The sequence below is a fragment of the Candidatus Cloacimonas acidaminovorans str. Evry genome (assembly GCF_000146065.2).
Taxonomy (GTDB): domain Bacteria; phylum Cloacimonadota; class Cloacimonadia; order Cloacimonadales; family Cloacimonadaceae; genus Cloacimonas; species Cloacimonas acidaminivorans.
Genome location: NC_020449.1, coordinates 1,301,153 through 1,325,253 on the forward strand (window position 1 = coordinate 1,301,153; position 24,101 = coordinate 1,325,253).

At 38.0% G+C, this 24,101-nt stretch carries 38 protein-coding genes; 3 read left to right on the forward strand and 35 right to left on the reverse strand.

From position 1 onward, the window contains the following. Positions 1-296: 296 nt before the first annotated feature. The 3 genes from CLOAM_RS05230 to CLOAM_RS05235 all read right to left on the reverse strand — a co-directional run bounded on the left by CLOAM_RS05230 (position 297) and on the right by CLOAM_RS05235 (position 2,649). Positions 297-1,232 carry a DUF1848 domain-containing protein gene (locus CLOAM_RS05230; protein ID WP_015424825.1) on the reverse strand — a complete coding sequence of 312 codons (936 nt, stop codon included), beginning with the start codon at positions 1,230-1,232 and terminating at the stop codon, positions 297-299. 147 nt (positions 1,233-1,379) lie between these two features. Beyond that, positions 1,380-1,592 (reverse strand): hypothetical protein, encoded by a 213-nt coding sequence (locus CLOAM_RS09675; RefSeq protein WP_157860009.1) that lies wholly within the window; start codon positions 1,590-1,592, stop codon positions 1,380-1,382. 595 nt (positions 1,593-2,187) lie between these two features. Further along, positions 2,188-2,649 carry a YccF domain-containing protein gene (locus tag CLOAM_RS05235; RefSeq protein WP_044278969.1) on the reverse strand — a complete coding sequence of 154 codons (462 nt, stop codon included), beginning with the start codon at positions 2,647-2,649 and terminating at the stop codon, positions 2,188-2,190. A gap of 170 nt (positions 2,650-2,819) precedes the next feature. Here CLOAM_RS05235 and CLOAM_RS10060 point away from each other — a divergent pair, with 170 nt between their 5' ends. Next, positions 2,820-2,954, forward strand: coding sequence for a hypothetical protein (locus CLOAM_RS10060; RefSeq protein ID WP_269764006.1), 135 nt, complete (start codon positions 2,820-2,822; stop codon positions 2,952-2,954). Positions 2,955-3,662: 708 nt separating this feature from the next. On the opposite strand, the gene CLOAM_RS09965 is transcribed toward CLOAM_RS10060, so the two are convergent. Together CLOAM_RS09965 and CLOAM_RS05245 are read right to left on the reverse strand one after the other, a co-directional pair. Next, entirely contained in the window at positions 3,663-3,989 is a 327-nt protein-coding gene (locus CLOAM_RS09965; RefSeq protein WP_232502656.1) for a hypothetical protein, read from the reverse strand. Positions 3,990-4,178: 189 nt separating this feature from the next. After that, positions 4,179-4,622, reverse strand: coding sequence for a hypothetical protein (locus CLOAM_RS05245; RefSeq protein ID WP_044278970.1), 444 nt, complete (start codon positions 4,620-4,622; stop codon positions 4,179-4,181). Positions 4,623-4,779: 157 nt separating this feature from the next. Here CLOAM_RS05245 and leuS point away from each other — a divergent pair, with 157 nt between their 5' ends. Continuing rightward, positions 4,780-7,263 (forward strand): leucine--tRNA ligase, encoded by a 2,484-nt coding sequence (gene leuS / locus CLOAM_RS05250; protein ID WP_015424830.1) that lies wholly within the window; start codon positions 4,780-4,782, stop codon positions 7,261-7,263. Positions 7,264-8,049: 786 nt separating this feature from the next. Here the strand turns inward: leuS and rplQ are convergent. Genes rplQ through rpsJ form a run of 30 tightly spaced genes read right to left on the reverse strand, consistent with a single transcriptional unit; the run spans position 8,050 to position 22,502 of the window. After that, positions 8,050-8,454: a 50S ribosomal protein L17 gene (rplQ, locus tag CLOAM_RS05255; RefSeq protein WP_015424832.1), complete on the reverse strand. Its 405-nt coding sequence runs from the start codon at positions 8,452-8,454 to the stop codon at positions 8,050-8,052. After that, positions 8,451-9,626, reverse strand: a complete 1,176-nt coding sequence (locus CLOAM_RS05260) for a DNA-directed RNA polymerase subunit alpha (protein WP_015424833.1) — start codon at positions 9,624-9,626, stop codon at positions 8,451-8,453. Before CLOAM_RS05260 ends, rplQ begins: the two co-directional genes overlap by 4 nt. A 25-nt stretch (positions 9,627-9,651) precedes the next feature. Further along, a complete protein-coding gene (gene rpsD, locus CLOAM_RS05265) occupies positions 9,652-10,269 on the reverse strand; it encodes a 30S ribosomal protein S4 (protein ID WP_015424834.1) in 618 nt (205 codons plus the stop codon). A 12-nt stretch (positions 10,270-10,281) separates the two neighbouring features. Then, a complete protein-coding gene (rpsK, locus tag CLOAM_RS05270; protein ID WP_015424835.1) occupies positions 10,282-10,671 on the reverse strand; it encodes a 30S ribosomal protein S11 in 390 nt (129 codons plus the stop codon). A gap of 8 nt (positions 10,672-10,679) precedes the next feature. After that, on the reverse strand, positions 10,680-11,048 hold the full coding sequence (gene rpsM / locus CLOAM_RS05275) for a 30S ribosomal protein S13 (protein WP_015424836.1): 369 nt from the start codon (positions 11,046-11,048) through the stop codon (positions 10,680-10,682). An 11-nt stretch (positions 11,049-11,059) separates the two neighbouring features. Continuing rightward, entirely contained in the window at positions 11,060-11,176 is a 117-nt protein-coding gene (rpmJ, locus tag CLOAM_RS05280; protein ID WP_018197010.1) for a 50S ribosomal protein L36, read from the reverse strand. Between the two features lie 48 nt (positions 11,177-11,224). After that, complete coding sequence (infA, locus tag CLOAM_RS05285) at positions 11,225-11,443, reverse strand: translation initiation factor IF-1 (protein WP_018197009.1); 219 nt, start codon at positions 11,441-11,443, stop codon at positions 11,225-11,227. A gap of 13 nt (positions 11,444-11,456) precedes the next feature. After that, positions 11,457-12,218, reverse strand: coding sequence for a type I methionyl aminopeptidase (gene map, locus CLOAM_RS05290; RefSeq protein ID WP_015424839.1), 762 nt, complete (start codon positions 12,216-12,218; stop codon positions 11,457-11,459). Position 12,219: 1 nt separating this feature from the next. After that, a complete protein-coding gene (gene secY / locus CLOAM_RS05295; RefSeq protein ID WP_044279231.1) occupies positions 12,220-13,512 on the reverse strand; it encodes a preprotein translocase subunit SecY in 1,293 nt (430 codons plus the stop codon). A 22-nt stretch (positions 13,513-13,534) separates the two neighbouring features. Then, a complete protein-coding gene (gene rplO, locus CLOAM_RS05300; protein ID WP_015424841.1) occupies positions 13,535-13,990 on the reverse strand; it encodes a 50S ribosomal protein L15 in 456 nt (151 codons plus the stop codon). Between the two features lie 2 nt (positions 13,991-13,992). Continuing rightward, positions 13,993-14,178, reverse strand: a complete 186-nt coding sequence (rpmD, locus tag CLOAM_RS05305; RefSeq protein WP_015424842.1) for a 50S ribosomal protein L30 — start codon at positions 14,176-14,178, stop codon at positions 13,993-13,995. Continuing rightward, on the reverse strand, positions 14,175-14,693 hold the full coding sequence (gene rpsE / locus CLOAM_RS05310; protein ID WP_015424843.1) for a 30S ribosomal protein S5: 519 nt from the start codon (positions 14,691-14,693) through the stop codon (positions 14,175-14,177). The genes rpmD and rpsE overlap by 4 nt, the downstream gene beginning before the upstream one ends. 9 nt (positions 14,694-14,702) lie before the next feature. Then, complete coding sequence (gene rplR / locus CLOAM_RS05315; RefSeq protein WP_015424844.1) at positions 14,703-15,074, reverse strand: 50S ribosomal protein L18; 372 nt, start codon at positions 15,072-15,074, stop codon at positions 14,703-14,705. Positions 15,075-15,090: 16 nt separating this feature from the next. Continuing rightward, on the reverse strand, positions 15,091-15,663 hold the full coding sequence (rplF, locus tag CLOAM_RS05320; RefSeq protein WP_044278972.1) for a 50S ribosomal protein L6: 573 nt from the start codon (positions 15,661-15,663) through the stop codon (positions 15,091-15,093). Between the two features lie 9 nt (positions 15,664-15,672). Beyond that, entirely contained in the window at positions 15,673-16,086 is a 414-nt protein-coding gene (gene rpsH / locus CLOAM_RS05325; RefSeq protein WP_015424846.1) for a 30S ribosomal protein S8, read from the reverse strand. Positions 16,087-16,104: 18 nt separating this feature from the next. Next, a complete protein-coding gene (locus CLOAM_RS05330) occupies positions 16,105-16,290 on the reverse strand; it encodes a type Z 30S ribosomal protein S14 (protein ID WP_015424847.1) in 186 nt (61 codons plus the stop codon). 10 nt (positions 16,291-16,300) lie between these two features. Next, a complete protein-coding gene (gene rplE / locus CLOAM_RS05335; RefSeq protein WP_044278973.1) occupies positions 16,301-16,846 on the reverse strand; it encodes a 50S ribosomal protein L5 in 546 nt (181 codons plus the stop codon). Positions 16,847-16,859: 13 nt separating this feature from the next. Next, a complete protein-coding gene (rplX, locus tag CLOAM_RS05340; protein WP_044279232.1) occupies positions 16,860-17,165 on the reverse strand; it encodes a 50S ribosomal protein L24 in 306 nt (101 codons plus the stop codon). A gap of 23 nt (positions 17,166-17,188) precedes the next feature. After that, a complete protein-coding gene (gene rplN / locus CLOAM_RS05345; protein WP_015424850.1) occupies positions 17,189-17,557 on the reverse strand; it encodes a 50S ribosomal protein L14 in 369 nt (122 codons plus the stop codon). Positions 17,558-17,571: 14 nt separating this feature from the next. After that, positions 17,572-17,826 carry a 30S ribosomal protein S17 gene (gene rpsQ / locus CLOAM_RS05350; RefSeq protein WP_015424851.1) on the reverse strand — a complete coding sequence of 85 codons (255 nt, stop codon included), beginning with the start codon at positions 17,824-17,826 and terminating at the stop codon, positions 17,572-17,574. Positions 17,827-17,834: 8 nt separating this feature from the next. Beyond that, positions 17,835-18,035: a 50S ribosomal protein L29 gene (gene rpmC / locus CLOAM_RS05355; protein WP_015424852.1), complete on the reverse strand. Its 201-nt coding sequence runs from the start codon at positions 18,033-18,035 to the stop codon at positions 17,835-17,837. Continuing rightward, the gene (gene rplP / locus CLOAM_RS05360; RefSeq protein WP_015424853.1) at positions 18,032-18,451 is read right to left on the reverse strand and encodes a 50S ribosomal protein L16; all 420 of its coding nucleotides are present in this window, start codon (positions 18,449-18,451) and stop codon (positions 18,032-18,034) included. The genes rpmC and rplP overlap by 4 nt, the downstream gene beginning before the upstream one ends. Before the next feature lie 12 nt (positions 18,452-18,463). Then, positions 18,464-19,111, reverse strand: coding sequence for a 30S ribosomal protein S3 (rpsC, locus tag CLOAM_RS05365; RefSeq protein WP_015424854.1), 648 nt, complete (start codon positions 19,109-19,111; stop codon positions 18,464-18,466). A 10-nt stretch (positions 19,112-19,121) separates the two neighbouring features. Then, entirely contained in the window at positions 19,122-19,466 is a 345-nt protein-coding gene (gene rplV / locus CLOAM_RS05370; RefSeq protein WP_015424855.1) for a 50S ribosomal protein L22, read from the reverse strand. A 10-nt stretch (positions 19,467-19,476) separates the two neighbouring features. Then, the gene (rpsS, locus tag CLOAM_RS05375; protein ID WP_015424856.1) at positions 19,477-19,755 is read right to left on the reverse strand and encodes a 30S ribosomal protein S19; all 279 of its coding nucleotides are present in this window, start codon (positions 19,753-19,755) and stop codon (positions 19,477-19,479) included. A 16-nt stretch (positions 19,756-19,771) separates the two neighbouring features. Then, positions 19,772-20,599 carry a 50S ribosomal protein L2 gene (rplB, locus tag CLOAM_RS05380; protein ID WP_015424857.1) on the reverse strand — a complete coding sequence of 276 codons (828 nt, stop codon included), beginning with the start codon at positions 20,597-20,599 and terminating at the stop codon, positions 19,772-19,774. A gap of 11 nt (positions 20,600-20,610) precedes the next feature. Continuing rightward, a complete protein-coding gene (gene rplW / locus CLOAM_RS05385; RefSeq protein ID WP_015424858.1) occupies positions 20,611-20,898 on the reverse strand; it encodes a 50S ribosomal protein L23 in 288 nt (95 codons plus the stop codon). After that, positions 20,895-21,530 carry a 50S ribosomal protein L4 gene (gene rplD / locus CLOAM_RS05390; RefSeq protein ID WP_015424859.1) on the reverse strand — a complete coding sequence of 212 codons (636 nt, stop codon included), beginning with the start codon at positions 21,528-21,530 and terminating at the stop codon, positions 20,895-20,897. The genes rplW and rplD overlap by 4 nt, the downstream gene beginning before the upstream one ends. A gap of 10 nt (positions 21,531-21,540) precedes the next feature. Then, on the reverse strand, positions 21,541-22,173 hold the full coding sequence (gene rplC / locus CLOAM_RS05395; protein WP_015424860.1) for a 50S ribosomal protein L3: 633 nt from the start codon (positions 22,171-22,173) through the stop codon (positions 21,541-21,543). Between the two features lie 2 nt (positions 22,174-22,175). After that, entirely contained in the window at positions 22,176-22,502 is a 327-nt protein-coding gene (gene rpsJ / locus CLOAM_RS05400; RefSeq protein ID WP_018198457.1) for a 30S ribosomal protein S10, read from the reverse strand. Between the two features lie 852 nt (positions 22,503-23,354). Here rpsJ and CLOAM_RS05405 point away from each other — a divergent pair. Next, positions 23,355-24,065 (forward strand): class I SAM-dependent methyltransferase, encoded by a 711-nt coding sequence (locus CLOAM_RS05405; RefSeq protein WP_015424862.1) that lies wholly within the window; start codon positions 23,355-23,357, stop codon positions 24,063-24,065. The last annotated feature ends 36 nt before the right edge of the window (positions 24,066-24,101 follow it).

Below are 24,101 nucleotides of genomic sequence, written 5' to 3' on the forward strand. Positions count from 1 at the left end.
TTTTGTCAAGTTCTTTATCCGCTTCTTTAAAATGAAATGCAGGATAGTTGATAAATTGTTACATATTATAATAAGAGGGTATAATTAAGTCAGGAGTCATTTGCGCCTTGATAACTTTTACCCTGTTGATAATTATATAGGTGCCAATGACTCCATACTTCAAAATGCACCTAAAATTATCCCTTTGTTTCACTTTTAATTACATAGAAAATATCTGATAAACTTTAAACCTACTTCCAGACCTCTTTCCTTTTCTTGACTTGCAAAACAACTTAGAAGTAATCTAAATTTCCATCTCACTCTATCATTATCTTACTATCTAACCCTTTTCCCGAATTGGCATAACAATATACACAGCCATTAGGGCAGGTATTATATTGCCCGATATCTTTACTTTTTATGCAACCGCAGAATTTGCGTTGTCCTTTATCTTTCAATTTTTTATAGCTGTAGGAAGATTTTTCGTTTTTGCCAGTTAAAAAATCTGTCTGGTCAGTGGGCCTATAGCCCAAGAAGTTCATTAATTCAGTATCAGCAGAAAAGAGTTCAATAATCAAGCGGTCATCAATACAGCGGTTATGTTCAATTCCATATTGTTGCAGGTCAATCTTTTCGGCACAGGTAGCTATTTTTAAGTTCCATTTTTGGTTTAGTCGCATCAGTTCCCGGGCAAAATAGTGCATTGTGTTAGTATCAATTTCCTGAATTTTATCGGGTAAAGCATTGAGGTTGCGTTTCACTTTTTGATAAATTTCTATATCTATGAAGCTGATAACTAACCTGTTTGTATATTTATAGAGCTGGTCACCAATATTTTCAATGCGTTTTAAGAGTTCATCGGGCTGCAATTTAGCACTGAGAATAAGAGGATCGAAACGCCAGATAACTTTTTGTTTGCCAATAAGTTCAGAAAGTTCAATAAAGGTATTTAGGCGTTGCTGCAAAGAAGGCAGATTTTTCTCCCAATTTTCCTTTTCATAGTCATTCAGGGTGAATTGAAAATAGTAATTATAACCCTTCTCATCAAAGAAAGAGAGGTTTTTTAGCATAGGAGAAGGATTTTTGCTCCAAAACACAAAAAGTCGGGTTTTAGCAAAGGAGATATCTTGGAGCTGACCATTAAAAGGATTTTTCCATTTTAAATAACCCTCTTTAACACGCGCAATTAACCAGTCGGAATAAAAAGCGGGGATGTCTGTAGCCCGGGAAGCAGAAATAATTACCGGTTCCATATTGTTTTCTTTTTTGCCTCCAAATTATTATCTCACTTTGGATATTGATTCCTTTTTAGAAATAATTGCATTTCAGACAAGGAAAATATTCGCTGTTGGTTCAAACTATTGTTATGCAGGAAGATTGACATCCTCGTCAAATACATCTTACGCTTTATTTATTAACCGAAAGGCAAGCTGTAACGAAACACCTGGGTTATCATTGAAAGATGAGAACATCGTTCTTCCGGAAAAAAAGCCCTTCATGGCGACACATTGATAGCGATGGGTGCGTAAGCCCCTCGGAAAATACACGATATAAACAGAGAGCAGTTTTGACTCACAATTTTCATCTGCCTTCAATGTAGCTACATCCCACATTCTTTACTCACTTACAACCGCTTTTTAGCTGGTCTACAAATCTGAAAATTGTGAGTAAAAACAAAATGCAGCCACAAATTCATAGAAAAACGGTTCAGCACTTTCTTTATTTGTCAAGTAATCTGCTATCTCAATACACGGCAAACAGTAGCAAAATTGAATAAATATCATTCCCAAAGAAAATCCGAAATTATTTCAATTAAATTCCGATATGACTCCCATATCATTCCCTTATCGCGATATGGGAATGATATGGGAATCTCATCCGCCGTATAGCGCAAAAAAGCAGGAACTATTAAACAACAATTTTGGGAGAGAAATAGCGTAAATATTCTGGATGGCTTTCTGTTTTTACTCACGATTTTTCGGTTTGGAAACCAGTCGTAGAGCGGTTGTAAGTGAAAATAAATGCGGAGGAGTGGTTACCTTGAAGGCAGGTGAAAATAGTAAGTTAAAACCTACTAATGTCAGTGAAATATGTTAGAAAAACTAATTCGTCACGAGTTCTCACTGCCATAACTCAGCATAAATATGAAAAAGAGTTTTTGGCAGTGAGTACTCCTGACTTCTTCCTTTTAAATTGTCCGATAAATAACTAATTATTTGTTAAATAATCGTTAACTTGCTTTTGGCTTTTCCGATTATCAATTTCCTTAGCAACCGCTACAGGAACACATTGCTTATTAACAGGATTAAAATAGGTTCCCAAACTTTTTGCTAATACCACTGCTACCGGAATACCGATAATTGTAACACATAAACCAGCAATTTGGCAAATCGTTACAAAGCAAAGAGCCAATCCAAAAGGAATATAAATAATTGTAGCAATTATTCCAAAGGTTTTCCAAGCTTTATTCTGCTCAATATTCAGGTCTTTTTTGCTGACCATTGAATAACTGAAAGGAGCTAACAAAAATTTGCCAAATTGGAAAAGACCTAAGCCAATAGGTGCACCAATTACAGAAATAAAAAAAAGTCCGCCAACAATATAAGCGGTTAGGGCGGTCATAAAACCGCAGAACGGGAAGTGCCACAGAATGTTTGCCAAAACTCGCATAACATTTCTCCTTTTTTTGAATTTTTTTTCATATTTTTTGATTCTAATCTTGTTGTCAAGCACAAAAATAACAATATGAATTTTTTAGCATTCTGTTATTGCAGGGATAAATAGTTAACATTATCTAAGAAATAGAGGATAGAAGGAGGGGTTGATAATAAAGTTTTACTATGGAAAATGAGATTACTTTTTGTGATTTTGATATGGATTCCTGCTTTCACAGGAATTACAAAGGAACTATTATTTACTATGCTTGTATTTGTCATTCCGCACTTATGGATGAATATAGTTTTGCCAACCTATAATCCTTCATTGTATCTTATATATTTTCCATTATGATAGTACATATATAGTAAAAGAGAAGTGACTGTCTTATAAATTTTATCTTGTAAATTTAAAAGCCCGCAGGGCGAAACAGTTATAGCGATGGGTGCGTAAGCCCCTTGGGAAAAGAGTAATATCATTATTAATTTATTTCTCAAAACCTTGTCCAAAAAGCCCCTCAGGGCGACACTTAAAATTTTCCCAAGAGCCAAAACAAGTTCAAAATAAAAGTGTCGCCCTTGGGGGGCTCTACAAAAGTTTGAAAATGTTTAAAAAATCTCTATATGTTTAAACTTACGAGGGGCTTACGCACCCATCGCTATAACTGTTTCGCCCTGCGGGCTTTCTTGTTGTTTCACAGTTATTATCTGACTATATAGCTTTTTTTTACAAATTTTCTATTTATTACTGATTTATCAATCTGGATATTGTATTATAGGTTTATCTAATTAAGAGAATATAAAACTTATAATTTGCACTTGGGCAAAGTTAAAATTGGTAAAAAAATCTTTTAATTTACCGTCTGAAATGTGATTATTGCTTGTTTTCTGTCTCTACTTTTCTTATATTTGCATCAATAACTTGATTAAGCGTAGCTCTGGTACTGATAGAAATATCGGCAAATACTTTAAAAAGTTCAGCTATTGCTAATAAAATCAAAGCATATACTATTCCTGTTACTAATACAGCTAAACCAATAGCCCACAATCTAGAAATAGTAAAAAAATAACTATAGCTCCAACCAAACTGGCAGCAAACACTAAGATAGCAAATACTTGAAAGATTACAGAAATCGTTTTTAATCCAGGATAGTTAACTGGTTGGTAGAAAGATTGCATGGGGTACGGATTGAACTGAGCATTCATATTAGGTTGTTGATAATAACGAGGGGGTTCCATATTTATTTCTCCTTTTTGTATGTTTTTCTTCTTAGGCATAAAGAATATATTTTTTACTATGATAGCAACTAAAATTAAGACAAGTCCGATGATAATTAATTTGGTTAACAAATCCATAACAATCACCTCATATTTTCTGAATGACATCATACGAATGTATTAAATGATGTCAAGTAAAAAATTTACTTTTTCTCTTATCTCTTATTTTTTTTAACTATGGGAAAAGTTTTGAGCCACGATTTTCAACTGCTTTCCCAAAATTTGTCTACATTTCTTGGGTTTATTTCACTGATTTGTTTTCTTAGTTTAAACTTGACTGTAACTTATCATCCACTCATCATCTTCCCATCCTTCACCCATCCTAAAGATTGAGTTGATGTTGGGAAAATAATGAATTTGGATAAAGGAAGTTAGGGTCAGATTAGTTCCATTGATGGATAGAACAACATTATTAGGACTAAAATCGGCTGTAAAGAATTTATATTCGGGCATACTTTTCTGTCCGCGAGCATTGATTGTATACAAAACAAGCTGATATTCTCCATCCTGTTGCAGATGAACAATACTTGCATCCAATGCTACTGTAATATCCTTTGCCGGATTGGTTATTGCATAAGTATAAACCTCATCGGGATTGGCTCCGGAATCGGAAAAATACCAGCAGACACTATTTATGGCAGGTTGAGCATAAGAAGACAGATAAATAAATTTATACTCGTTCAAACTCCAGTAGCCGGCATTATTCTTCACCCGCACACCCAGTAAATGCATTCCGGGAGGAACATTTTCATCGGTTAGGTTGAAAATTGTAAGTCAAAATTCCTTTACAGCTTTTGCTTGACAATTATGCGGTCTCCCAAATTTTGCAAGGTATTATAAGATAAAATGATACACCGGGAGAGATAAAATGGAATACCGATTTAGTGAAATTGAAAAGAAATGGCAGAATATTTGGCGTGAGAGAGGGATATTTAATGCACCTGATACAAGTTCCAAGCCCAAATATTATGTATTGTCAATGTTTCCTTATCCTTCGGGAGTTTTGCATATAGGTCATATTTCCAATTATTCTATTGGCGATGTGATTTCGCGATTGAAAATGATGGAAGGTTACAATGTGATGCAACCCATTGGTTATGATGCTTTCGGGATGCCTGCGGAAAATTTTGCGATTGAGCACAATTCTCATCCGCGCCTTACTACTGAAGAAAACATAGCAGCGATGCGTATTCAATTTGACAGTATGGGTTTTGGTTTTGATTGGAGCAGAGAAATAAGCACTTGTCGTCCGGAGTATTATCGTTGGGGACAATATCTTTTCAAGAAATTATACGAAAAAGGTTTAGTTTACCGTAAGAAGGGCTTTCAGAACTGGTGTGAACAATGTCAAACCGTGTTGGCTAACGAACAGGTTGTGGATGGTCATTGTTGGCGCTGTGGAAACATTGTAGAGCAGAAAGAACTGGAACAATGGTATTTCAAGATTACGGAATATGCGGAAGAACTATTGGATTTTTCCCAAGTGATTGATTGGCCTGAACGAGTGATCACGATGCAAAAGAATTGGATAGGACGTTCGGAAGGTGCTAAAATTGATTTTATTTTGGAAGGAACAAACGCAAAAATACCGATTTTTACCACCCGTCCGGATACTATTTACGGGGTAACTTTTATGGCGTTGCCACCGGAGCATCCTTTAGTTCAACAGTGGCTGAGGGAAGAACCGGATAATAAAGAACTGCAGGATTTTTGCCATAAAGTTATTAATGAGGATAAAGTTATGCGCAGTTCTGAGGAAACAATTAAAGAAGGCATTTTTAGTGGTCGTTATGCTATAAATCCTTTTAATGGCGATAGAATTCAAATCTGGATTACTAATTATGTGCTTATGGATTACGGAATGGGAGCAGTTATGGCTGTTCCGGTACACGATCAACGCGATTTTGAGTTTGCTAAAAAATACAATATCCCAATTAAAATAGTGATTCAAAAACCCGATATGTCCTTAAAAATTGAAGAGATGCAAGAAGCATATATAGAACCCGGAATAATGACTAATTCCGATAAATTCAACGGAATGGATAGTGAAGAAGCCAAAATGGCAATAACCGATTGGGCTATGGAAAATGGTTGGGGTGAAAAAACCGTTAGTTATCGTTTAAGGGATTGGTGTATTTCGCGTCAGCGTTATTGGGGAAATCCTATTCCGGTTATTCATTGTCCGCATTGTGGGATAGTATTAGTTCCCGATGAGGATTTACCTGTTAAATTGCCGGATAATGTCCAAGTAGGCAGAACAACCAAAAATCCGCTTTTGAGCGTTCCGGAATGGATAAATGTGCCCTGTCCGAAATGCGGAACTCCAGCAAAAAGAGAAACGGATACAATGGATACTTTTGTAGACAGCAGTTGGTATTATGCTCGTTATACCGATCCGAATAACGATAGAGAGCCCTTTAGCAAAGAACTGGCTGATTATTGGCTTCCCGTAGATCAATACATTGGTGGAATTGAACATGCCTGTATGCATTTACTTTATGCCCGTTTTTTCCACAAATTTATGCGGGATTTGGGTTGGGTAAATTGTGATGAACCCTTTGCACGTTTACTTACACAGGGGATGGTTACAAAGGATGGAGCCAAAATGAGCAAATCCAAAGGTAATGTAGTTGATCCGCAATATATTATAGATCGCTTTGGTGCAGATACTTTACGCACTTTTTTGCTTTTTGCCTCACCCCCCGAAAAAGATGTGGAATGGAGTGATGATGGAATTATGGGTGCCTTCAGATTTTTGAACCGGGTCTGGCGTTTGGTTGAAAGTAATTTGGAAACCATAAAACTCGGTTTGCAGACAGGTGAAAGTTCTGAACCTCTTTCAGAGGAAATATATAACTTGCGTTATGAAACCCATTATGCCATATTTCGCTGGAGAGAGGATTGTTTAGAGCGTCTCCAATTCAATACCGCTATTGCAAGCTGTATGGAATTTCTCAATGCTATAGCGAAAATTAAAGAACCGGATAAATTGAACTCTGCGGAATTAAAGATTTATGCTTTTGCCTGCGTCACTTTGCCTAAAATGCTTTATCCCTTTGCTCCTCATATTGCGGAAGAACTTTGGCAGATATTGGGAAATGAAAAAATGCTGAATGAATGCGGACTTCCTGAATATGAAGAAAAATACTTAACCCGAAATATTGTTACTTATGTGGTTCAGGTAAACGGAAAAATAAGAGGCAAACTGGAAGTTCCGATTGACATTAATACGGAGGACTTAAAAACCAAAGCCCTGGAAATTGAAAATGTGCAGCGCTTTCTGCAGGGACTGAACATTAAAAAGATAATAGTGGTGCCGGGAAAAATGGTTTCTATTGCTGCAGGTAAATAGTGGATTAAGAATGAAGCATAAAAAATGAATATAATGAGAGACCCTAAAAATATCTCGGTGTTTTCAGTATTCTCGGTTTGCCCGATGTAAAAAAACGGGAATAATATAGTTTTCATCTGGAAAATGCAATTATTATATCGGAACTTATCAGGATTCCTGCTTGCGTAGAAATGACAAGGGTCCTTTCATTTAAGAAATAATATGATTCTATGCTTGGTTGACAGGGGTTGACGAGAATTTCAATCATTAGGAAAAGCATCATACTTAATTATCTGCGTTAGCAATATCTTGACGCCTCTTGGCAAATTACCGAGATAAGCCACTCTATATCTACCACCAATAATTATGCAGAAAATAAGCCCCAACTATGGTTTGGAAATAGTTATAAGGTACATTTATAAATGGGATGCCGAATTCCGGTTTGGCATAAACAGAAAGCATAATATTTTTGAATATAAATAAAAATAACCCTAAAATCCCTTTTTCCTTGTTCATCCCTGACCTATTAACCAAAAATATCCCTGAAATCTGTGAGAGTATATTTTGGGGATTTTCGGTGGCTAAAAATTGCGGAGGAACAGCGTCCTCCAGCTACATAATCAAAGTCGTCACGAGTCCTCATCGCTAAATAAGTTTGAGGATAGGCAATAATTTATTTCAGCGATGACGACTCCTGACTTACTTACATTCTCAAATTTCCATTTTCCATTTTCAATTCCCCATTCTTCATTAATTCTCTTTATCTCTTTGTGAATCCAAATCCGTGTAGTTAATGAGAGTTTTTTATTAATTCAGGTCTTTAGCTTTGATGGCATCCTTTTTAGGTTTCACAGTAGATTCTTCCACAAATTGAATAATAGCCATAGGCGCATTATCCCCTTTGCGGAAACCAGCTTTTAACACACGTGTATAGCCACCGTTACGACCTTCAAAAGCTGGAGCAATTTCGTTAAATAGTTTTTTTACCAGTGTTCTATCGCCCAATACTTTATAAGCCAGACGTCTGGAGTGGACTGTATCTTTTTTACCATAAGTAACAACACGTTCAACATATCCTCTTAATTCTTTAGCTTTAGGGAGGGTTGTTTTCAGTTGTCCGTGTTCTATCATTGATTTTACAAGATTTTTCATCATCAAATTGCGGGTATCTTTTTCCCGACCAAATTTTCTTCCTTCAACTCTGTGTCTCATTTTTCCACCTTCTTTTTAGAACTGGGAACGGGTTTACGCACCGTTGCAGTAGTTACAGATTCAGCTGTCTTTTTTTCTTTAGGTGCTGGTTTTTCAGCAACTGCTTTGGTTTTCGGTTTGGTTTTTGTCTTTGTTTCCGGAGCTGGAATTTCTTTTTCTTCGGCAGGAATTACTCCTCTGCTTCTGGCTTCTCTAATTTGACGATAGATACCTTCAACATCCATACCGAGATGTAAATCATATTTCTTCAGTTTCTGAACTATTTCTTCCAGTGATTTTTTGCCAAAATTACGGAATTTTAGCATTTCGGCTTCCGTTTTGGAAACCAAATCGCCAATGGTTTCAATTTTTGCTTGAGCCAGACAATTGGCAGCACGAACGCTAAGTTCAATTTCCTTCACACTTGTTTTCAGAATGCGTTCTTTTTCTTCCAACTCGGGGTCTAATTCTATATCCCGAATATATTGTGGTTCAATTTCAAACAGAGATATCTTAGCTGCCATATCCTTCAAAATTTTAGCCGCAAGAAATAGAGCAATAGATGGCTCTACGGCTCCGTTCGTATAAATTTCCATAATCAAACGGTCAAAATTCATTCTCTCTTTCACCCGTTGATGGGAAACGCTGAAGTTCACTTTCAGAACAGGTGAATAAATGGAATCTACAGGAATAAAACCAACTGCCTTACCTTCAGGATTTTGCCTGTCTGCTGAAACATAACCGCGCCCTATACCTACAATCATTTCCAAACGAAAATCAATATCATCAACAACTTCCAGCAGATAGAGGTCTTTATTGATAATTTTCACATAAGCGGTCTCCTGAATCATAGAGGCAGTTATTACGCCTTTTCCTTTATGTTCAAGAACCAGAGGAACTTCTTCCACAGAACTGGAAGAGATAACGAGCTGTTTTAACCGTAGAATTAAATCTATATAATCAGAATTTGTTCCCGGAATAGGACAAAATTCATGATGCAAACCTTCAATTCTAACGAACCGAACAGCGGCTCCTTGTATGGAAGAGAGCAAAATCCGACGCAAGGTATTTCCTATTGTGGTGCCATATCCCGGTTCCAAAGGACCGATTTCAAACTTGCCGTAAGTGCGTGAATACGATGCTTTATCGTAATCAACTTCATTCGGCATTTGTAAAGGTTCAAGATACATCATAGCTGCTCCTTATGCTTATAGCGCCTTATTTGGAATAAAATTCAACAATAAGACGCAGGTCACAAGTGACCGGAATCTCGCTTACTGCGGGAATTGAATTAAATTGACCGCGGAAATTTTCTTTATCAACACTCATCCAGGAATATGGCGAAGTAACTTCTGTTTTATCCATTGCTTCCAAAAGAGGTTTCATACCTTTACTTTTGGGTCGCACTTCAATAATATCTCCTGCCTTAACTAAATAGGAAGGAATGTCCACTTTCCTGCCATTAACTAAAAAATGACCGTGATTGATAAACTGACGTGCCTGCATTCTTGTTACGGCAAAACCCATACGATAAACTACATTATCCAAACGGCGTTCCAATAATTGCAATAAGTTATCGCCTGTAACTCCAGGTGCTTTGGCAGCTTTTTTGAAATAGTTACTGAATTGCTTTTCCATTAAGCAATAAGTATGGCGCATTTTTTGTTTTTCCTTAAGATGCAAACCATAATCAGAAAGCTTACGCCTTAAATTTCTGCCATGCTGTCCGGCAGGATATTTACGCTTGCTGAGTATTTTATCATATTTGGCGTTGCCATAAATATTTTCCCCGAATTTACGGCATATTTTTGCTTTGGGTCCTGTATATTTAGCCATTTGTTACTCTCCTTATATCCTTCTGGTTTTGGGTGGACGACAGCCATTATGCGGAATAGGAGTTGCATCTTTAATCATTGTAACTTTCATTCCTGCAGCATTTACAGCCCTGATGGCGGATTCTCTGCCTCCACCGGGACCTTTAACAATCACCCCAACTTTCTGAATTCCCATATCCAGACCTGCTTTAGCAACTTCTGTAGCGGCAACTTGAGCTGCAAAAGGTGTACTTTTACGAGAGCCCTTATTACCAACTTTTCCACCGCTTGACCAGGCAAGAACATTTCCTGCACGATCGGTTAAAGTAACAATAGTATTATTGAAACTGGAATGGACATAGAAAAGTCCCTCATCAAAAGCAAGACGCACTCTTTTTTTCTTGGTTCTTGTTTTAGTAGCCATAATTTCTCCTATTTCTTTTTCTTAATTGTACTGCCCCGAGGACCTTTTCTGGTTCTGGCATTAGTATGCGTTCTTTGTCCCCGGACAGGAAGTCCGCGTTTATGGCGTAAACCGCGGTAACAACCAATTTCCATCAAGCGTTTAATATTCATAGCTACTTGAGTGCGAAGTGCTCCTTCAACCACATATTCATTATGAATTATGTCGCGTAGGATTTTTTCTTCTTCCATCGTAAGATCGGCTACTTTTTTCATTTCATCAATATTCGCCTTCTTACAAATTTCTCTGGCACTTGACCTGCCAATGCCATAGATATAAGTTAACCCTATAAACAGACGTTTGTTTTTGGGAAGTTCAATACCTGCTATATGTGCCAAGTTTTTCCTCCTTAACCCTGTCTCTGTTTATGTTTTGGGTTTGAACTGCAAATAACCCGGATAATACCGTTGCGTTTAATAATTTTGCAATCCTTACAGATTTTTTTAACGGAAGCTTTCACTTTCATTATCATCTCCTTGCTTTAGCCAAGATGGCTGTTTGCAATCATTTATAATTATTTATAGCGGTAGGTGATTCTGCCCCGAGTTAAGTCATAGGGTGAAAGTTCAACCTTCACTTTATCACCAGGCAGAATTCTGATATAGTTCATTCGCATTTTTCCGGAAGAATGAGCTAGAATTTCATGGCCATTTTCCAAAGTAACACGAAAGGTTGTATTGGGAAGTGCTTCGGTTACAACACCTTCCACTTCTATAACACCAGCTTTACTCATAGTATAATATTCCTCAATCAGCAACTGTTAAAATTTCTGGTTTGCCATCGGTAACTAAAATGGTATGTTCAAAATGGGCAGATAAACTATTATCAGCCACTTTAAATTCCCAACCATTCTCTAACACACGATTCGTGCCAATATTAACCATTGGCTCAATGGCTAAAGTCATACCTGCAGATAAACGAGGACCTCTTCCCGGTTTTCCTGTATTCGGAATTTGTGGTTCCTCATGCAAATTGCGTCCAACTCCATGACCCGTAAGATTATCTGCAACATAATAACCCTTAAAGGCAACAAAAGAACCAATTGCATAAGAAATATCGCCCACGCGGTTTCCCGGAATAGCGGCAGAGATTCCTCTTTCCAGCGCTTCTTTAGTCACCTGCAAAAGTTCTTCTGCTTCAGCAGATATTTTGCCGACTCTATAAGTTCTTGCCGCATCTCCATTATAACCATCCAAAACAACTCCTACATCAATACCGATAATATCACCTTCCTGTAAAATCTTTTTGGCGCTGGGAATGCCATGAACAATCTGCTCATTTATAGAGGCACAAATAGAACCTGGAAAAGGAGGTAAACCATCTACCCGATATCCTTTGAAGGAAGGTTTGCCACCTCTGCTGCCAATAAAATCCTCAGCGAATTTATCTATTTCCAAAGTGCTGATTCCAGGACGGATTATGGTTTCCAGCGCATCTAATAATTCACCAATGATGCGGCAACTTTTGCGCATTTTTTCAATCTCTGCAGGCGTTTTGATATATATCATCTTAAATGGAGCGTCCCCTTAATTTACCTTTCTTCATAAAACCATCATAGTGACGCATAACAAGATGGGATTCAATCTGTTGCAAAGTATCCAAAGCTACACCAACCACAATCAAAAGACCTGTTCCTCCAAAATAAAAAGGTAGGTCTAAACGGTTGCTCATTATTTCCGGCAACAAGGCAATAAAGGCAAAGAAAATAGCTCCCGGAAGTGTTATCCGAACAAGAACACTGTTAATGTATTCAGCGGTCTTTTTACCGGGTTTTTTCCCAGGAATGTGACCACCATATTTAACCATATTTTCTGCCATTTCTGTAGGATTGAGCACAATGGCAGTGTAAAAATAGGCAAAGAAAATAATAAGCCCAACATATAAAATTGTGTATAAAACAGCTCCTGGTGACAACCAATTTTTCAAGGTAGTCCAAAAAGGACTATCCCCTCCTAAAAGAGCCGCTATCGTTGCTGGAAACATTAAAACACTCTGAGCAAAGATAATAGGAATAACTCCAGCAGTATTCACCCGCAAAGGAATATAGGTACTTTGACCACCATAAACTCTTCTTCCCACTATCCGCTTGGCATATTGAACCGGAATTTTTCGTACTGCTTCGGTAACAAAAATAACCGCAGCTGTAACCAAAACCATTAAAACAACGGCTGCAATTGCTTTCCAGGTATAACTGGGGTCAACCGATATTTTTTGAATCATCCTTACAAAACCTTCAGGATAACGAGCAATAATACCGGCAAAAATGATTAGTGAAATACCGTTACCAATTCCATGTTCGGTAATTTGTTCCCCAATCCACATAACAATCATCGTTCCCGTAACCAAAGTTATTATGCCTGTTAAATGAAACAAGAAATTTGGACGCGGCACAACTCCCCCGGAAAGATTAGTAAGCCACATTGTAATAGTTAAAGCATTAAAAGCAGCCAATGCAACTGTTCCATAACGAGTAATCTGATTCAGTTTCTTCTGGCCATCGGCTCCTTCTTTACGCAATTTTTCAAAATAGGGAATAATGCTGCCTAAAAGCTGAATCACAATGGAGGCGGTAATATAAGGCATAATCCCTAAGGCAAAGACAGATGCTCTTTCAAAATTGCCGCCCACAAAAAGGTCTAATAGCCCAAAAAGAGTATTTCCACCTTCACGAGCACCTTCAAAAAAAGCTTTTAGAGCAGTGGCATTCACTCCGGGAAGCGGAATAAAACTTCCCAAACGGTATAAAACCAGAAAGAGAGCTGTAAATAAGATCTTCTTCTTTAAGTCCGGAATCCGGAACATATTACCTATTGTTTTGAACAAGTTACATTACCTCCGCTTTACCACCGTTCTTTTCTATTATCTCTTTTGCTCTTTGAGAAAAAGCATTGGCTTTAATAGTAACGGTTTTAGTGAATTCCTCTTTTACACCAGCCAGAACTTTAACCGGTGCATTTGCCTTTTTGCCTTTACTGGGAATTAAACCCAGCTTTTCCATCGTAGGAATATCAAGTTCAGTAACATCCAAGTCCTGTAAACGATAAAGATTCAGTATACGATAATTTTCACGGAAGATATTTTTGAAACCACGCTTTGGAACTCTTCTGTTTAAAGGCATTTGACCACCTTCAAAACGAGGAGGTACATTTCCGCCGGCACGTGCTTTTTTACCTTTATGACCACGTCCAGCTTGATGTCCCCATCCAGAACCTTGTCCTTTTCCCAAGCGTTTTTTGTTTTTCTTGCAACTAGGTCTTTCTAAATCGGATAAAGTTAACATCGCTATTCTTCCTTCAGTTCTTCAACTTTTAAGAGGTAAGCAACCTTATTGATCATACCCCTAATGGATGGAGTGTCATTATGAATACGGCTCTTACCTATTTTCCCCAGACCGAGGGCTTTGATTACCTTTTTATGGTCTTCAATACGATTTATAGTACTGCGGGTTTGAGTAACTTTCAATTTCATTTCTCCTCCTGACCGGTAAGTTGAGCCATTGTTTTATTTCTCAAGCGTGAAATATCTGATAAAGTACGCATTGATTTCAAACCGTTAATAGTAGCTTTTACTACATTAGTGGGAGTGTTAGAGCCCAAAGATTTGCACAAAATGTTTTCAATTCCTGCCGCCTCAAAAATGGCTCTGGCAGTTCCTCCTGCAATAACTCCCGTGCCAGGAGCTGCAGGTTTTATTAAAACTTTAGAAGCGCCATAACGAGCTACAACTTCATGAGGAACAGTTCCTTTCACAATCGGAACTTTAAACATATTTTTTACGGCTTTTTCTTTGGCTTTTCGGATAGCATCCACAATTTCGTTTGCTTTGCCATTGCCCACACCAACATTTCCTTGTTTGTCACCAACTACAACTATTGCGGTAAAACTGAAGTTCCTGCCTCCTTTAACAACTTTGGCAACACGCTTTGTTTCAACGATCTTTTCTATCAATTTTTCTTCATCTGAATGATTTTGTTCGTAATTCATTTTTGCTCCTTAAAATTCCAAACCAGCTTTTCTGGCACCTTCAGCAAGGGCTTTCACTCTGCCGTGATATTTGTATCCGGCACGATCAAAAGTAACTTTTGTAATTCCTGCAGCAAGTGCTTTTTCTCCAAGTTTTACGCCTACTTCATAGCTCTGTTCTGTTTTCTTCTTTCCGGCTAAGGAACCAATATCTTTGGCAATGGTAGACATTGAAACTAAAGTTACACCCTGTGTATCGTCTATAATTTGACCATATATATTCTTCAGGGAACGAAAAACTACTAAACGAGGACGTTCAGGAGTTCCGCTTACATGTTTCCGAATAGATAAATGACGACGGTTTCGGAGGTCTCTTTTAATTTTACAGCTTGAAGTTATCATCTTTTTCCACTCTCCCTTATTTGGTTCCGGCTTTTCCAGCTTTAATTATAACATACTCATCAAAATACCGTATGCCTTTCCCTTTATAATTTTCGGGAGGACGGCAACCGCGAACTTCGGCAGCAAATTCGCCTACCAACTGTTTATCAATACCTTTGATAGTAATTATACTTTGAAAATCGGAACGCATTCCTTTAGAACGCGGAACAGCTTCTGCAGTAACTTCCAATCCTTCAGGAATTTGTAACAAAATATCATGGGAAAAACCAAGAGTTAGCTTTAGCCATGGTCCAACAACTTCCGCAGAATAACCTGTTCCATAGATATGCAATATCTTTTGAAATCCTTCTGTAACACCGGTAATCATATTTTGTATTAAAGCACGACTAAGACCATGAAAAGCACGCTGGCTTTTACTATCGTCTGCTCTTTTTACTTTCAGAAGGTTTTCTTCTACTTCAACAGTAATTCCGGGAAGCAAAGACCAATTCAATTCTCCCAATTTTCCCTTAACGGTAATTTTGTTATCCACTACATCCACTTGCGTTCCAGGTTGTAATTTGATCGGGGCTCTTCCAATTCGTGACATTTTTCCCCCTTACCAAACCTTACAAATATATTCGCCGCCTACATTTTTTAGGCGAGCATCACGGTCTACCATTAAACCCATACTGGTAGAAATAACTGCACAACCGGTATTATTATAAACGCAAGGCAGTTTATCGGCTTTCACATAAACCCTTCTTCCGGGCTTGGAAATTCTCTGAATTCCTTGTATTACAGGTTCTCCGGCATTCGTATAGCGAAGAATAATTAAAATTCGTTTATAGTTTATTTTATGCTCCGGGTCTTTATCCAAAACCTGGAAACTATTTACAAAATTCTCTTCCGCAAGGATGTTGACCAATGCTTCAATCAGTTTATTATGGTTAACAATCACCTGTGTATGTCCGGCACGATATGCATTGCGAATTTTAGTCAATGCATCAGCTATCGGATCACTAACGCTCATTATTTTCCTCCTATTATTTTACCAGCTACTTCTGGTGATTCCAGGTATCTGGCCCTCAGATGCATATTTACGGAAACACAAACGGCACATTCCAAAATCGCGCATATAGGAACGTGGGCGTCCGCAAATTTTACAGCGATTGTATTTTCTTACTTTATATTTAGGGGTTCTTTGCTGTTTGATGATGAGTGATTTTTTTGCCATATATATCTCCTTATTCGTTTTTCTGGAAGGGCATACCCAGCTCTTGCAAAAGAGCGCGGCATTCTTCATCGGTTTTAGCTGTGGTAACTATGGTTATATTTAATCCCCGAATCATATCTATCTTGTCATATTCAATTTCCGGAAATACTGTCTGTTCTTTTAAACCAAAAGAAAAATTTCCTCTGCCATCAAAGGAATCAGCCGGAATTCCGCGAAAATCACGAATTCGTGGTATTGCTATAGAGATTAAGCGATCATAAAATTCATACATCACTTCATTTCTCAAAGTAACTTTGCAACCAATAGGCATTCCTTTGCGTAGTTTGAAGTTAGAGATAGATTTTCGAGCTTTTGTAACTACCGGTTTTCTACCGCAAATCGTTTCCATATCCTTAACGGCATTATCTAAAATAGCTTTATTTTGAGTTGCCTGTCCCACTCCCATACTAACTACAATCTTTTCTAATCGGGGAACCTGATGCGGATTTTTGTAACCGAACTTTTTCATTAAGTTATCCATAACCTGGGTTTTATATCTTTCTTTCAAACGGTTCATTTATTTTTCTCCTCTAAAGTTCGTCACCGCTCTTTTTGCAAACTCGGATACGACGTCCTTCGCGAACTTGATAAACCGGTTTGGAAACAGCATTCAGTTTTTCATTGAAAAGCATTACATTGGAAGCGTCAATAGGTGCCTCCATAGTTATAATACCACCTTGAGGATTTTGCTGTGTGGGTTTGGCATGCTTTTTAATCATATGCACTTTTTCCACGATAACCTTTCCGGTTTTGGGAAAGACCTTCAAAATATGACCTTTCCTACCTTTTTCATCACCCGCAATAACTTTAACAAGATCACCTTTTTTAAAACGCATTTTATTCTTTGCCACCTTTCCTCCTACAGAACTTCCGGAGCCAGAGATACTATTTTCATATAATGTGCTTCACGCAGTTCACGGGCTACAGGACCAAAAATACGCGTTCCTTTCGGTTCATGTTTTTCATCAATAATAACAGCTGCATTATCGGCAAAACGAATATAAGAACCATCAGGACGACGCAATTCTTTGCGAGTGCGAACTATTACAGCTCTTTCTACGCTACCTTTTTTCACTTTTCCACCCGGAGTAGCACTCTTAATTGCTACAACTACAACATCTCCAATTGAAGCATATTTGCGTTGTGTTCCACCAAGAACTTTTATGCACATAGCTTTCTTGGCACCGGAGTTATCAGCGATATTTAACATTGTTTGAACCTGAATCATCTTTTCAAACTCCTTTATTTGCTTCTTTCCACAATTTTATGCAGAGTCCAGCGTTTTCGTGCACTCAATGGACGTGATTCCATAATTTGAACAATATCACCTTCGTGGGCAGAGTTATTTTCATCATGTGCCATAAATTTTTTATGTCGGCGCACGGTTTTTTTGTATAACGGATGGATAAACTGACGTTCCACGCGGACCACGATGGTTTTATCATTTTTATCACTTACGACAATTCCCTGTTTAATCATTTTATGTGTTGTTGCCACTTATCACCTCAGATTTTTTTCTCTTTTTCTCTTTCTGTTAAAATAGTATAAATCCGAGCTATATCATGTCGGATATTACGAATACGGTCTGGACGGTCCAGCAGGTTTTTCGTCTTTTGAAAACGCAGATTAAAAAGCTCTATGCGTAATTCTTCCAGTTTTGCCTGCAATTCTTCAATGCTTAAATCGCGAATTTCCTCTATTTTCATAATTCTACTCCTTCGCGAGCAATAAAGCGTGTTTTAATCGGAAGTTTGTGCGCTGCTAAACGCAATGCTTCTTTAGCAACATTCACATCCACACCTTCAATTTCAAAAAGAACCCTTCCCGGACGAACTACTGCTACCCAATATTCTGGAGCGCCTTTACCTTTTCCCATTCTCGTTTCGGCAGGTTTTTTGGTAATGGGCTTATCGGGAAATATTCTAATCCAGACCTTGCCTTCTCTTTTCATATGACGAGTAATGGCAATACGGCATGCTTCAATTTGGCGGCTAGTAATAAATGAGTCCTCAAGGGCTATTAATCCATAATCACCAAAGGAGATGTTGCATCCGGTCCAGGATAGACCTTTCCTTCTTCCTTTCATCATTTTGCGATGTTTTACTTTTTTAGGTGCTAACATTACATATCTCCTTTAATCAAGTATATCACCCTTATAAATCCAAACCTTAACACCGATAACACCATAAGTAGTATTTGCCTCCACATTGGCATAATCAATATCGGCACGAAGAGTATGAAGCGGGGTTCTGCCTTGTTTATATCTTTCTGAGCGTGCTATTTCAGCTCCACCCAAGCGACCGGAAACTTGAACTTTAACACCCTGAGCGTTTTCTTTCATAACATAACGAATAGCCATTTTCATAGCCCTGCGGAAAGAAATTCGCTCTTCCAGTTGGCGCGCAATTTCTTGTGCCACCAAACGAGCATCCAACCACATTTTATCTATCGGTTCAATGTTGATAGACACACTGATCGGATTTTTTCGGTCTTTGTTAATAAAAACATTAAGTTCATTACGCAGCTTATCAATATCTTCACCTTTCTTGCCTATCACTAAACCTGGACGGGCAGTGTAAATATCAATTATTATTGAACTTGTTTTACGCGAAATCTGCACACGGGAAACCATCTTGTCACTCAAGCGTTTGCGAATATAATTCCGGATTTTAATATCTTCCTGAAGAAAATCCACATACGAGGTTCCTTGAGCAAACCAGATGGATTCTGTTTCTTTATTAACACCGAGACGGTAAAGAACGGGATGTATTTTTTGTCCCAAGGTTTTCCTCCTATTCTTCTTCTATTGTTTGTATTTCCAGGGAGATATGACAGGTCGGTTTCCTAATCATATAAGCTCTTCCCATGGCTCGGGGCATATAACGTTTCATTTGCGGACCCTCATCAGCTGTGGCAGTTATTACATACATCTTATCCAGATTAACTTTAGGATCCTGATGTTGAGCATTGGCTATGGCAGAAGCCAATAATTTATTTATCGTTCCTGCTACTCTACGGCGTGAAAAACGCAATATATTTTGTGCTTCTGTTACAGGTTTATAGCGAATTGTATCTAACACTAATCGTGCCTTTCTTGCTGAACCGCGAGCATAGCAAAGTTTTGCTTTCGCTTCCATTTCTCTCTCCCTATCTCGTAACTTTTTTCTTCTTTTCTTTATGGCCCCTGTAGGTACGGGTTGGAGAAAATTCACCCAATTTGTGACCTACCATATTTTCAGTAATATAAACAGGAACAAATTTATGTCCGTTATGAATACTGAAAGTATGACCAATAAATTGAGGAGTTATTGTAGAACGGCGAGACCAGGTCTTAATTACGCTTTTCTTACCTTCAGCATTTAGCACCTCTACTTTCTTCAGCAGATGAGCATCAACGAAGGGACCTTTTTTAATTGAACGTGCCATTTTCTCTATCCTTATTCTATTTCTTAACTGCTTTCACGATATATTTATCGCTGTATTTATGGGTTTTCCGTGTTTTTCCACCCTTTGCAGGTTTACCCCAAGGGGAAACAGGATGACCACCTCCGGAGGTTTTTCCTTCACCTCCGCCCATAGGATGATCTACAGGATTCATTGCTACACCACGAACTGAAGGACGAATTCCCATCCAGCGTTTACGTCCGGCTTTGCCAATTTGAATTAAAGAATGATCCGGATTGCTGACGCTTCCTATAGTAGCAAGACATTCCTTCCGAATTAAATGCACATCATTGGAAGGCATTTTAATATGAACATAATCGCCATCTTTAGCTACAACCTGAGCAAAAGTTCCAGCGCTACGAGCTATCTGACCACCTTTTCCTCTTTTCAATTCTACATTATGAACAACGCTTCCCAAGGGTATCTTTTCCAAAGGAATAGCGTTTCCCACTGCAATTTCAGCATCGGGACCGCTCATCACTTTAGCTCCAACTTCCAAACCATCGGGAGCAACAATATATCTTTTTTCGCCATCCACATAATGCAGTAAAGCAATACGGGCTGTCCGATTGGGATCATATTCTATAGCAGCAACTTTTGCCGGAATCCCAATTTTATCTCGTTTAAAATCAATTATCCGATAGTGGCGTCTGTGACCTCCACCTCTATGACGACAGGTTATTCTTCCGGAATTGTTTCTACCTCCGGTTCTATGTTTCGGTTTCAGTAATGACTTTTCGGGGGTCTTTTTAGTTATCTCCTCAAAAGTATGACCGGTGCGAAAACGGAGGGAGGAAGTTGTTGGTCTGTATTTTTTAATTCCCATTATTCACCTCATTAAACTTCAAAATCGGCAATCTTATCACCTTCGCGCAGGGTTACTATTGCCTTTTTCCAGTCAGGCCTTTTGCCGTTATATTTACCTAAGCTTTTGGGTTTCCCTTTATAGCGAATAGTATTCACTGCCAGAACTTTAACAGCAAAAATGCGTTCAATAGCTTTTTTGATTTCTATTTTATTAGCATTACTGCTCACTTTAAAGCTGTAAGTATTTTCATTTTGAACCTGGTTACTGCTTTTTTCAGTGATTATAGGGCTAATTATGATATTGCGTGGGTGTATCATTTGTTGAATACCTCCTCCACTTTTTTCAGAGCTTCATCAGTCATAATTATATAACTGCTTTTAAGCACTTCATAAGCATTCAAACTATCTGCTCTGTCCGTCATAACCTCAGGCAAATTAGCAAAACTTTTAACGGTTGGAATATGGTGACCATCAGTTACAATCAGTTTATAACCTTTTTCCGGTATAATTTTGTTTAAAAGTTCCACAGCAAGTTTAGTATTCGGTTTTTCAAAACTTAGATTATCTACAATCATTATTCTGCCTTCGCGAGCACGGTCTGTTAAAGCAACTTTCAAAGCGAGGCGTTTTTTGGTGCGGGGAATTTTACGATACCAATCTTTGGGATAAATAGCAAACGCTTTTCCCCCATGCACCCGAATAGGACTTCTACGAGTTCCCACTCTGGCATTACCTGTTCCTTTTTGCCGGAAAAGTTTACGCGTGCTTCCAGCAGTCATACTTCTATTTTTCTTTTGCACTGTGCCTTGACGCTGATTGGCAAGGAACATTGTAACTACTTCATTGAGTAAAATCTTAGGAGCATTAACATCCACTTCAAAGATGCCTTCAGGAAGATCAACTTCTCCTATAAGTTCACCTTGCATATTATATCGTTTTGCTGTTAACATAAGTTACCACCTATTGTTCCTTGTGAATTGTTACTAAGGAATTACGATGACCGGGAACAGCACCTTTAACCATTATTAAATTATTTTCAGGATCAACTTTTATAACCTTGAGATGATGCACAGTAACTTTCGTGTTACCATATTGTCCAGCCATTTTCATTCCTTTAAAAACACGCGAGGGCTGAGCACATTGACCTATGGAACCAGGTCCCCGAAAGGACTCATGACTGCCATGAGAACTGATAAAACCACCAAAATTATGCCTTTTCATCACTCCCGTAAAACCGCGTCCTTTGGAATTGGCAGAAACAGAAACCGTTTCATTTTCTCCAAAAATATCTGCTTTCAGTTCATCCCCAATTTGGACACTTTCAATATGTTGTCCGTAAGAAGGACGAAATTCACGCACATAACGGTAAAAAGGACTGTTGTATTTTTTAAAGTGACCCTGCAATGGCTTACTTACTTTCCGGGCAGGAATTTCTTCATAACCAATCTGGATTGCCTCATAGCCATTTTCAGCTTCGGTTCTTTTGCAGATAACTTTACAGGGACCAGCTTTAATAACGGTAACAGGAATTACTTTACCATCGCTGTCAAACACCTGTGTCATACCTATTTTTTTACCAATTAATCCAATCATCCTTAGCTCCTTGTATTTGCTTTGATTTCCACATGGACACCTGCAGGCAAGCTAAGTTTCTTAAGTGCATTAGTGGTTTGCTGAGTAGGATTCACAATATCAATTAAACGCTTGTGAACCAGCATCTGAAACTGATCTTGACTCTTTTTATCGGCATGGGGACTACGCAAAATCGTATAAATAGTCCTATCTGTAGGTAACGGAATAGGACCGACAACTTTGGCTCCCGTATTGCGAGTGGATTTCACGATTTCAGCTACCGACTTATCCAGAAGACGATGATCATAAGCTTTCAATTTTATTCGGATTCGGTTATCGTGTTTACTCACTGGAACCTCCAAAATTTATGCAAATTGGTTTCCCCTGGGTTAAAACGAAACTTTTGTAGAGCTCCGCCATCTGTGCAGGAAATCAAACTGCGGTTTGTTTTAGTTAAGTGGTGGATTGGGTTAACTCTCCTTCCACAGCGATACTCTATGTGAGTACCACATTTAATGGATGACATTGTTCCTCCTAAAGAACTATAAGCCCCTGCAAAATATGGGACTTGTGCTTTACGCTCAAAGCGTAATGAATAATTTAAGCCACCAAATTTTAGGACGGAGAAACTGTCAAATCTTTTTTTGCAAGATAACGAGATGGATTTTTTTACAAAGAGAAAAAGAGATAAGGTGAGAAGAGTAATTTTTTACAAAAAGAAAAAGAGATAAAGAGAAAAAGTGAGAATTGTAATTTTTCACAAAGAGAAAAAGAGATAAAGTAAGAAGCTTAATTTTTCACAAAGAGAAAAAGAGAGAAAGAGTTAAAGTAAGAAGCTTAATTTTTCACAAAGAGAGAAAGAGATAAAGAGAAAAAGTGAGAAAGTGGGAAGAGTAATTTTTTACAAAGAGAGAAAGAGATAAAGAGAAAAAGTGAGAAAGTGGGAAGAGTAATTTTTTACAAAGAGAAAAAGAGAGAAAGAGGGAAAAAGAAAAAAAGGAAAAAATAATAATTACTTCCCAAGAACTCAGAACTACGAACTACGAACTACGAACTACGAACTTAAAAATAAATCTGCGTTTTTATCTGCGAAATCTGCGGGAAACAATATCTGCGGGAAACACCATCTGCGGGAAATAACCTTGCCGGATATTCTTTTTCGCTTAGTTTATAAAAAGGGAAAACGAAATTAGGAATTAAATATGGATTACATTCAGCATTATCATAATGATGCCCTGGAATTTGATTATTGGGGTAAGGACTTAATAACTCCTGCAGAAATAAGAAGAAATCAATTTATTCAACATCTGTGTCCAATTAAAAAGGGGCAAAAGGTCTTGGATATTGGCAGTGGTAGAGGTTGGTTTTCTTTGCATTGTGCAAATATGGAAGCAGAAGTAACTGCTATTGACCTTAGCGAAGAAAATCTAAACAGGATTAAAAATATTGATCCCCGCATAAAAACCATTTATGGTGATGCTTGTTCAATAAATCTACCAGGAAAATCATTTGATCTAATCGTTGCCCTGGAAGTGCTTGAACACCTTGTTGATCCAGCTTTAGCAATAGACAACTGGAAAAAGATGTTAAAGACAGGTGGAATTCTTTTTGTAACAGTTCCCTACAAAGAAGTTATCCGCTATTCTCTTTGCATTCATTGTAATCGCAAAACACCGATGAATGCGCATTTGCATAGTTGGGATGCACCTAAATTGGCATCTATTCTGGAGAATAATGGATTCTATATCTTAAGAGCAACTTTGTTTGCTCACAAATTGCTTTCTGCTTTAGGTCTGGATAAAAAACTGCAAAAAGTTCCTTTTAGGGTATGGAATTTTCTGGATAAACTTTGTGGAATTGGCAACGATAAATATAGCTATTTAGCTGTAAAAGCGATCAGACAGAATCGTTGATGCCTTCAACCACAAAATCCGGAAGGTTGATGTCCG

Bases quoted from the DNA above. Each gene is read 5' to 3' on its own strand.
- rplP (WP_015424853.1), bottom strand. From the start codon at position 18,451: ATGTTAGCACCTAAAAAAGTAAAACATCGCAAAATGATGAAAGGAAGA.
- CLOAM_RS05235 (WP_044278969.1), bottom strand. From the start codon at position 2,649: ATGCGAGTTTTGGCAAACATTCTGTGGCACTTCCCGTTCTGCGGTTTT.
- rpsK (WP_015424835.1), bottom strand. From the start codon at position 10,671: ATGGCTACTAAAACAAGAACCAAGAAAAAAAGAGTGCGTCTTGCTTTT.
- rplV (WP_015424855.1), bottom strand. From the start codon at position 19,466: ATGGAAGCGAAAGCAAAACTTTGCTATGCTCGCGGTTCAGCAAGAAAG.
- rplQ (WP_015424832.1), bottom strand. From the start codon at position 8,454: ATGAGACACAGAGTTGAAGGAAGAAAATTTGGTCGGGAAAAAGATACC.
- rplX (WP_044279232.1), bottom strand. From the start codon at position 17,165: ATGCGTTTTAAAAAAGGTGATCTTGTTAAAGTTATTGCGGGTGATGAA.
- CLOAM_RS05405 (WP_015424862.1), top strand. From the start codon at position 23,355: ATGGATTACATTCAGCATTATCATAATGATGCCCTGGAATTTGATTAT.
- rpsE (WP_015424843.1), bottom strand. From the start codon at position 14,693: ATGAATTACGAACAAAATCATTCAGATGAAGAAAAATTGATAGAAAAG.
- rplE (WP_044278973.1), bottom strand. From the start codon at position 16,846: ATGAACCGTTTGAAAGAAAGATATAAAACCCAGGTTATGGATAACTTA.
- map (WP_015424839.1), bottom strand. From the start codon at position 12,218: ATGATATATATCAAAACGCCTGCAGAGATTGAAAAAATGCGCAAAAGT.
- CLOAM_RS05330 (WP_015424847.1), bottom strand. From the start codon at position 16,290: ATGGCAAAAAAATCACTCATCATCAAACAGCAAAGAACCCCTAAATAT.
- rplF (WP_044278972.1), bottom strand. From the start codon at position 15,663: ATGTCACGAATTGGAAGAGCCCCGATCAAATTACAACCTGGAACGCAA.
- CLOAM_RS05230 (WP_015424825.1), bottom strand. From the start codon at position 1,232: ATGGAACCGGTAATTATTTCTGCTTCCCGGGCTACAGACATCCCCGCT.
- rpsS (WP_015424856.1), bottom strand. From the start codon at position 19,755: ATGGCACGTTCAATTAAAAAAGGTCCCTTCGTTGATGCTCATCTGCTG.
- secY (WP_044279231.1), bottom strand. From the start codon at position 13,512: ATGTTCCGGATTCCGGACTTAAAGAAGAAGATCTTATTTACAGCTCTC.
- rplR (WP_015424844.1), bottom strand. From the start codon at position 15,074: ATGATAACTTCAAGCTGTAAAATTAAAAGAGACCTCCGAAACCGTCGT.
- rpmJ (WP_018197010.1), bottom strand. From the start codon at position 11,176: ATGAAAGTGAAAGCTTCCGTTAAAAAAATCTGTAAGGATTGCAAAATT.
- CLOAM_RS05260 (WP_015424833.1), bottom strand. From the start codon at position 9,626: ATGATGTATCTTGAACCTTTACAAATGCCGAATGAAGTTGATTACGAT.
- rplB (WP_015424857.1), bottom strand. From the start codon at position 20,599: ATGGGAATTAAAAAATACAGACCAACAACTTCCTCCCTCCGTTTTCGC.
- CLOAM_RS09675 (WP_157860009.1), bottom strand. From the start codon at position 1,592: ATGTGGGATGTAGCTACATTGAAGGCAGATGAAAATTGTGAGTCAAAA.
- rpsH (WP_015424846.1), bottom strand. From the start codon at position 16,086: ATGAGCGTTAGTGATCCGATAGCTGATGCATTGACTAAAATTCGCAAT.
- rplO (WP_015424841.1), bottom strand. From the start codon at position 13,990: ATGTTAACTTTATCCGATTTAGAAAGACCTAGTTGCAAGAAAAACAAA.
- leuS (WP_015424830.1), top strand. From the start codon at position 4,780: ATGGAATACCGATTTAGTGAAATTGAAAAGAAATGGCAGAATATTTGG.
- rplN (WP_015424850.1), bottom strand. From the start codon at position 17,557: ATGATTCAGGTTCAAACAATGTTAAATATCGCTGATAACTCCGGTGCC.
- rpmD (WP_015424842.1), bottom strand. From the start codon at position 14,178: ATGAAATTGAAAGTTACTCAAACCCGCAGTACTATAAATCGTATTGAA.
- CLOAM_RS09965 (WP_232502656.1), bottom strand. From the start codon at position 3,989: ATGGATTTGTTAACCAAATTAATTATCATCGGACTTGTCTTAATTTTA.
- rplW (WP_015424858.1), bottom strand. From the start codon at position 20,898: ATGATACACCCACGCAATATCATAATTAGCCCTATAATCACTGAAAAA.
- rpsD (WP_015424834.1), bottom strand. From the start codon at position 10,269: ATGGCTAAATATACAGGACCCAAAGCAAAAATATGCCGTAAATTCGGG.
- rpmC (WP_015424852.1), bottom strand. From the start codon at position 18,035: ATGAAAATAGAGGAAATTCGCGATTTAAGCATTGAAGAATTGCAGGCA.
- rplC (WP_015424860.1), bottom strand. From the start codon at position 22,173: ATGATTGGATTAATTGGTAAAAAAATAGGTATGACACAGGTGTTTGAC.
- infA (WP_018197009.1), bottom strand. From the start codon at position 11,443: ATGAGTAAAGCTGGTGTTATAGAAGTGGAAGGTGTTGTAACCGAAGCA.
- rplD (WP_015424859.1), bottom strand. From the start codon at position 21,530: ATGTTAACAGCAAAACGATATAATATGCAAGGTGAACTTATAGGAGAA.
- CLOAM_RS10060 (WP_269764006.1), top strand. From the start codon at position 2,820: ATGGAAAATGAGATTACTTTTTGTGATTTTGATATGGATTCCTGCTTT.